Here is an 8,181-nt window from a genome sequence, read left to right as displayed (position 1 = left end):
TTTTTGCACTAAACAAAGGCTAGCCTTTAACTTCAAAAAGTGCAAAATTTAGGATGGGTGTCTTGTTTATAATTATTCGGCGTATGCAACGTGAAATACAATGGTAGTATTTTGTATCAACCAAACTTACTTGACGTTTTCTCGCGATAGCCATGAGACATTCTGCTTTTTTTTTTGCACTAAACAAAGGCTAGCCTTTAACTTCAAAAAGTGCAAAATTTAGGATGGGTGTCTTGTTTATAATTATTTTGTTTATAATTATTGAAATGGGTGAAAATGATCAAAATACCAGCAAAGCTGGTATTTTGATCATTTTAGAATATCTAAGCCTTAACCAAAAGCTGGGAAGACTATGTACGGTGATGAGTTAACAATAAAAACCGTGAGGGTTCTTGTAAAATTCTCAGGCAGATTAACATTCTTCTTTTTTGTTTATACCTATTACAGGGATTATTTTCTGCCTTATTTTACCCATAACCTCTTTTGCTACCTGTGCACCGCCACTAGAATAGACCGAGATGCTTACACATCGCTTTTTGAGTATGTTGTTTATAGATACAAAAGAATTGTCGGAAGTACTCTTGATGACCACTTGAAACTTACCTTGCTGGGATAGGTACTCGGCATTACCCGCTTGGGTCTTATGGTCGTATTCATTGTCGCTAGCGAATTTCTGGATTATATCCAGTAGCAGTAGGGATTGCTTATCATCACCCACAGTGATGACCATATTCTGCTGTGCATGAAAGGTGCTTTCTGAGCAGGATGTCATGTGAATTATACCTATTAATATAAAAATGAATTTAACGATGTGCTTTCCTGTGCTTGAAGTTACCTTTAACATGCTAATACTTCGCCCCCACATTTAAGCTGGATAAATGCTCTCGTATTAATATCGACTTCCCTTGTTGAGTGCGCGATAAAACATTCATTCTAATATTCCTGTCTTGAGCGTTGAATGCAGGTCGTGCAGTTATGTAATTGCCTGCCCATGATATACCATTGAGTACAGAGTAATTGCTTGGTCGGTTTATCCCTTCACCGTAAGTTACCACGTAAATTTTTCCGCTCTCCTGAACTACAGAGCGAATGACTATGCCGTTTGCAAATATATGGTCGTCCTGTGTAATATTAACAATTCTACTATTTTCTTTATCTACAATGTGGTTTACATGTCCTCCAGATATGGGGCCTACACGAATTTCCGAGACAGATTCACTCGTGATTGGGGTCTTGCCATCGGCTCCGGGTGCATAGTTTCTTTCAAGAGCATCTTGAGTATTAGCTACTGAACAGCCATCCGTACTCGTTGAGCATATTTGGTTTTTGTACTTATATTGATGATAAAAGGCATCATCTTTATCGTAACCATTTCCACTGCCTTGACAGTCCAAGGATGTTTGACACCCCTTGCTTGCACCACCACTTTGATTGGTACTACCTTGTTTAGCAATTTTTTTTTGAGAGCCTATATCACCAGTAAAATTACCACTAACAGATTGACCTCCAGCACTACTAGTGTGACTTCCTGTTACCGCACCATTATTCGATATTGTAGCTGAAAACTTAGTTTTCACACCGCCTGAATTAATAGTGCCACTAACTTTAGTTCCTGTTTGGCGCTTTATGTGGGAGCCTGTAGGAGCTTCCATTATTTTCTTAGTTTTAATATCTTCTGCCACATACCCAGTCGGGTCAGTCCCCGCCAACGGGTTATTCATAATATACGAATATGGGTTAATACTTTGGCTATTCGTTGGGCTTTGAATCACGGGGTCTACCGACATAAACCGACCAAGGTTGTAATCGTACACCCGACCGTTCATATGAATAAACTCTACATTATCTAAATGTTCGTGGTCAGTAAAGCCTCTTCGTGTTTTGGCATCCGCCATATCATCGAGTTTTGAATCTCCAAATGCTTTTAAGCCGCCACTGGCTAGCCGTGGTTTACCAAATGGGTCAAAATTTCGCTCTGCTTCTACTTGTCCGTTATGGTCAGTAAATACGCGTGCACTGCCTAAGCGGTCTCGATGGGTATAACGAATACTTGCACTGGCCCCTGTCGTTTGGCTTATAACGGCTATGTCGTCTATGTAAGCTCGCCATGTGGTTTTGGTGCCGTCAATTTCTTCTTCATACAATTTATCGCTATAAAAAGTGGTTACGCTGCCATTCACTTGCTTAAAGCGCATGTGTTGTGGACCATAGGTAAAGGTGAGGGTTTTACCGTTTTTTATAATTTGTGTGGGTTTATCCATCGCGTTGTAGCTGGCACTGGTAAGCCCGTCGCCCCGAGTCATATTACCACGTGCATCATAACTAAATATTTTCCAACTGCCGCTGCGTAGCACACGCTTTACTGCATTTGGCCCACCTGTTGCACCGTTAGTGTAATCGTATTGTGAGGCGTAATCCGATTTTGATAACAGGTTGCCCACCGCATCATAGCTGTAGTCAATCGTGGTAATGCCATTGACAGCGTTACTTTCTAAACGGTGCAGTGCATCGTAGCTGTAACTTTCACTAAAACTGTGCTGGTTGCCAATACTCCCCGAGGTGATATCAACAGCTTTTAAATTACCAAAACCATCATACGCTGAGTAATTAATACTCATGATATTGCTATTATTTTTAGCAATGGTTTTAAGGGTCATCTGACCATTCTTAAGGCTGTAAGCGGTATTTTCACTTAACCCATTACCTAATGTCCCCTGTGATATATTACCAAACACATCATGTTCAGTGATAGTTTTAAACGCATAGCCACTGGCGGCATTTTTTACCTGCGTTTGATAGCCTGCATCGTTATAAATGTACTCTAAGGTAAGGTTATTCGGGTAACGTAGCCCTTTTACACGACCATAGTTACTGTCGTAAAATGTGGTAGTGGTGTAGCTTTTACCGCTACCAATAATAGTTTGGCTACTAGGACGGCCTCGACTATCGTATGCGTAATTTTTTGTTACGTCATTACCTGCCGCTTGATTTAACTGCCCAAGGCCGTAGGTAGCGCCATCATAGCTGTACGTTAACGTATTTTCACCTGTCGCGGTGCGTCGTGTAACGCGCCCAAGTACATCGGTTACATAACTAATGGTTTTATTATCCGCTCGGGATTCATGTTGTAATTCACCAAAACCATTATATTGGAAATTAGTGATACCTTGATTTGGATCGTTTACCTGTACTTTTTGACCAAGTGCATTGTACATTGCCACAATGTTATTGCCGTTAGCATCTTGAATAACTATCGGTAACCCTTGCCCATTATAGCTATAACGTGTAATTCCATTGTTTGCATCAGTTGTTTGCATTAGTTGCTTAAGGCTATTGTAAGTACGCGACATATCTAGCGTGATACCATAACAACTATCATAAACTGTTATGCCTGTGGCAAGCTCACTGTATTCGTAGTTTGTAGTCATATCACCGCAGTGTTGATTGGTTACTTTTTCAGTTACGCGACCGAGTGTATCGTGTGCGGTATAAAATGTACCAAATACTGAGGCATGCTCTTTATGTGGTACAGATTCAAACGTTTTATAACCTACACTGTTATAAACAACATCGCTGAATATCCAATCACTATCAAAACCTTGTACGGCAGTGCGTAGTGTACGACCTAACTTATCTATATAGATTTTTTGGGCTGGTTGCCCGGCTGCCACCTTTAAGACTTGTAAAGCTGCGTGTTCGGGAGCTTGTGCATCCGGTGTTTGTACTGCACTGTACTGAATTGGCTGCCCTGCAGTTTGTACACTATAAGGGCGATTATAGTTATCATAACCGATGTTTGTTATTTGATAACTATTTCCACTGAGTTGTTGGCGCGCTTGTGTTACTTGCCCCGTAGCGGGGTTCACATTGGTATAACTTATATGCCCTTTAGCATTGATTTGCTTGTGGGGGAAATAGCCGTCGCTTGCCTCGCTGATGCCATTTTTACTGTACGTAGTTGATGTCGTCCGCGTTTGGTCAACCCAACTGCCGCTACTGTTGCGTACTTTGGTTGTTTGACTTACAAGAAGCGGTAAGCCGTAATCATTAAAAGCAGTCGTAATTGTACTGCCATTACCCGAAATAGCTGAGTCTATTTTACCACTAATTTCGGCTACACCAGCCTGACGACTACTATGATATTGAGAATAAACAGTTGTATTAGATGTTTCTTGATCGAGTGTTATATTCGTTATTGGATCATTACTATTACGCTCTTTAATTGCGTTTTTTGTCACTGTTTTACTAGTGAGTTTATTTAACCACCAACTGCTTTCATCGATTTGATAAGTACTACTTTGGGACGTTGTATACACTCCCCAGTCGTCATTAATCTCTACCGAGTTGGCTGTTACATTTGCATATTCATCAATTCCAATTATGGTTTTATTGGTAGATGTAACAACACTTTTAGAATCAAGATCTCGCGTTAGCTGCGTTGTAGAACGAGGATATACATTATAAACACCTGATATAGTATGGTTCAGGTTATCCTGCCAGTCAGTACTTGAATAACTTAATGCATTAGCTTCCAAACTTGCTGATTGTAATAAATTATAACTTCGCACGTTATAGTCATTTACCGCAAAAGTAGCTTGGCGCTCTAACTTACCCTGATACGGAAAGACTTGTTTAAAGTCTGATTGTGTAACGAGTCCTCGACTTACATCTTTTTCTATAATGCTTTTAAAGCCCATAAAACCACGGCCGAACTGGTTATACACAGCGCCTGCATAGCTATACGTTGTTTCTGTCGTGTCGTTCAAACCATTACTTTGCAGGAATGAATTTACAACGTACATACTAGATGCAAAATTAATATACCCTGGCTCTGATATAATGCTGCTCCTCAGTAAATCATATTCAACTTTGCTACTCGATAAAGGTCGTTGTTGCCATTTGGCTTCTTTGCCTAGGCCATCTTTAGCCGCTAACATAAGGTCTACAGGGGCATAATCACGGCCGCTCACTCCTGAACCAGTACCATAATTACGATTTATAAATACACCATATTGTCCAGTATATGCAGAAAAAGCCCCCTCAGCATTTCCTTGATTAGAAAACCCAGGCTCTGGTGTATGATTAAATACTAAGCTTCTTAAGCCTGTTCCGTATGCATCAACAAATGCTGAATCATATGGGTTCCCCACCAGATTTGTTTCGCTTTTAGTTACGCTCAACTCCCCGGCACTATTTTGACTAAAATGTAATGCATCAAATTGATAAATACTTTTATCGAGTGAACTACTATCAATTGGGACTAAAGAGCTTCGATCTCCTGGTCGTGTTTCCCATTCACCATATAACTGATCACCACAAAAACGATTTCTACCTAAAGAAGCGCAGCGAGTCAGTAACCGCTTACCTGGCATCAATAGTTCGGGTATTCCGTCATAGTTAATATCTTCAATAAGAAAGCCTCTTCCATATTTAGGTACTCTACGCGTAACCCACTCCCCAGCGATATAAGACACCTTTTGTTCAATCGTTTCTATAAGATTGTTACTAAGGGTATGTTTTTCTGTAAATACTAATGCCCCTTTATTTAATCTATAAGTAAGAGAAATAATATTTTCGTTATATTCCCACCCAAGCCAATCAGTCAATCCATCACCATTTAAGTCAATAAACATACTTAACTGAGGCTTTAGCGTTCCTAAAGTCACATTAAATGGCAAGGCATGATCGTTTTGATAATTATCATCACCTAAAAGTAATGTTTTTGGACGGGCCTGTAATGGCGGAATACTATCTTTAGCTCCTGTACTAACATACATTACATCTATTGTGCCATCGCCGCTAATATCACCTAATACTGTATAATCATCTAAGAGAACAGTGGTATACAAATCGCTAGCTGTATCTTTTGTAAGACTAAAGCTAAATTCAGGGCGAACGTAAGGTCTACTTACATTTTTTTGATGCAAGTAAAGTTCAATTTTAGGGGCATCACTTGCAATATAAAGTAATATGTCTGGCCAACCATCATTATTAAAATCTGCAATTTGCCGTATATGGCTTTCTCGTAATTCAGGTTTTAAAGAAGGAGGCATTTCGATATTTGTCGAAATTAATCCTTCACTAGACAAATCGAACATTAACTCTTGATTTTTAATTGACCATTCATCAGTTATTCCATCTAAGTCAATATCCCCTTGGCTGCATTCATGTCTAAGTGTAAATCGGTTGAACTGACATGAATCTAACGCTATATCGTTGCGGCTAAAGTCCCCCTCAGCATTAACAAAATAACCTGACCAATCTCTTACACCATCACCATTTACATCGCCTCTTGGTAAAACCTTACTTATTGATTTTTCGCTAGGGTAAAGCATGTTGCTTTGCCCGCCTAAAGGCTCCAGCATTAATACTTCTTGAGTATTACTCCAAGTAAATGAAGTCGGAGGTAAGCAGTAATTATTGCTAAAACATTGAGAAACCTCATCTAACAGCTCTTTACCCGATGCAGTACTCTTTTGGTAATTTAGCTCATAACTCCAAACATTTTGATTAACGTTAAAAATATCAACCTTGTGGAGTCGCTGTGTAACAACTGAGCGACCTCCAAACGAAAAGCGTTCGTGTATTTTATTTCTCGGCTCATAAATAAATTGTACTTTTTGCTCTCCTTTATCATTAACCGAGCTACCTGTATAAGAAATCTGATCTAGCAACAACTCTGCAGTTCCATATAAGGCATAGTCATAATGAATATAATTGTTCTCGGTTGCATCATGTTGATATTCAACCAACCACGAGTAAGTAGCGGCCCTACCTTCATGTATTACTTTTGAGTCAATTGTTTTACCAAAATATGACACTCGACCATTTTTATACTCAGCTTTAAACCACGTAGATGTGCCATTTAGTGAACCACTTTGCGTTACACGCACAAAACTATCAATTTCAGTGCGGTATTGTGTACCTGAATTACCATAGCTGCCCGATGTAGCAATTAAACGCTGGCCGTCTAAACAAAGCCGATCGTTACTATTATATTGTGGACTTTGTGTAAACCCATCTTGTGCATAAGTTGCAGCGCAGCGTGTAATACTAGAACCGGCTGAAAGAGCCCACCCAACCCCCGCAATACCATTACCACTACGAGATGAATAATTTAATGATATTTCTGGCTGCATTCCAGAACGCCCTGGGGTAAGCTGAACCGGAAGTTGATATGTAGCAGCACCACCACTTACACTAGCTTGACCCTTAATTGCACCAATTGCTGAAAAGTCTGGTGCTACAATATCAGTAGACTCTTTATCTAAAGGAATAATAACCGAGGTCTCTATTGCTAATTCTATTGGTGATTGAATTAATACACTTATAGACTCAGTGGTAACGAGTTCATTCTCATCTGTTACCCTTAGAACTATATTAGTACTTCCACTTTGGCTTGAGGCTTCAACTACAAGGTGGGCTTTTCCATTTATAAAAGTAACTTTTAGCTCTTTAAATAATGATGGATTCACAGCATCAACATCCAATCTTAAAGAACCCAAAGGTGTTTCTTCATCACTAACACTAAAATCAATACCGATACTTTCATTAGTCAACAGCTTAATCGAATTAGCTCCAGTAATACGTGGCCGATCATTCACACTATTTACAGTGAGCCTAAATGTATCGTCTCTCGTCGCACCGTGACTGTCTTTAACACGGATACGAATGTCTGAATACCCATACTTGTTCGCTACCGGAGACATACTCATTGTCCGTGAAGCGCCATTCCCTCCAAAAACAATGCGATTCGTCGGCAATAGTAAAGTGTTTGAGCTGCTTACAACAGAAAGAGCAAGGCTTGAAGTGCTTGTTTCAACATCACCCACTGTAAAGCTTATCGCTTTTGTGGTGTCTTCGTTTGTTGACTGGTTCGCTATGTTTGTGATCGTTGGTGCGTCGTTCACACTATTTACAGTGAGCCTTAATGTATCGTCTCTCGTCCCACCGTGACTGTCTTTAACACGGATACGAATGTCTGAATACCCATACTTGTTCGCTACCGGAGACATACTCATTGTCCGTAAAGCGCCACTCCCTCCAAAAACAATACGATTCGTCGGCAATAGTGAAGTGTTTGAGCTGCTTACAATAGAAAGAGCAAGGCTTGAAGTGCTTGTTTCAACATCACCCACTGTAAAGCTTATCGCTTTTGTGGTGTCTTCGTTTGTTGACTGA

The 8,181-nt window shown here is 40.0% G+C and carries 2 protein-coding genes and 1 pseudogene; all 3 read right to left on the bottom strand.

The window, feature by feature from the left end:
- Window positions 1-76: 76 nt before the first annotated feature.
- Window positions 77-154 (bottom strand): annotated as a pseudogene (locus WNY98_RS20445) (Mobile element protein); the annotation flags it as partial.
- A gap of 258 nt (window positions 155-412) precedes the next feature.
- Window positions 413-844, bottom strand: coding sequence for a hypothetical protein (locus WNY98_RS20440; protein ID WP_342878802.1), 432 nt, complete (start codon window positions 842-844; stop codon window positions 413-415).
- Between the two features lies 1 nt (window position 845).
- Entirely contained in the window at window positions 846-8,015 is a 7,170-nt protein-coding gene (locus tag WNY98_RS20435) for a SpvB/TcaC N-terminal domain-containing protein (RefSeq protein WP_342878801.1), read from the bottom strand.
- Window positions 8,016-8,181 lie beyond the last annotated feature (166 nt).

This window comes from Pseudoalteromonas sp. AS71 (assembly GCF_038900275.1).
Classification (GTDB): domain Bacteria; phylum Pseudomonadota; class Gammaproteobacteria; order Enterobacterales; family Alteromonadaceae; genus Pseudoalteromonas.
Note: the sequence above shows the minus strand (reverse complement) of the source record. Positions and strands in the feature narration are given on the sequence as shown.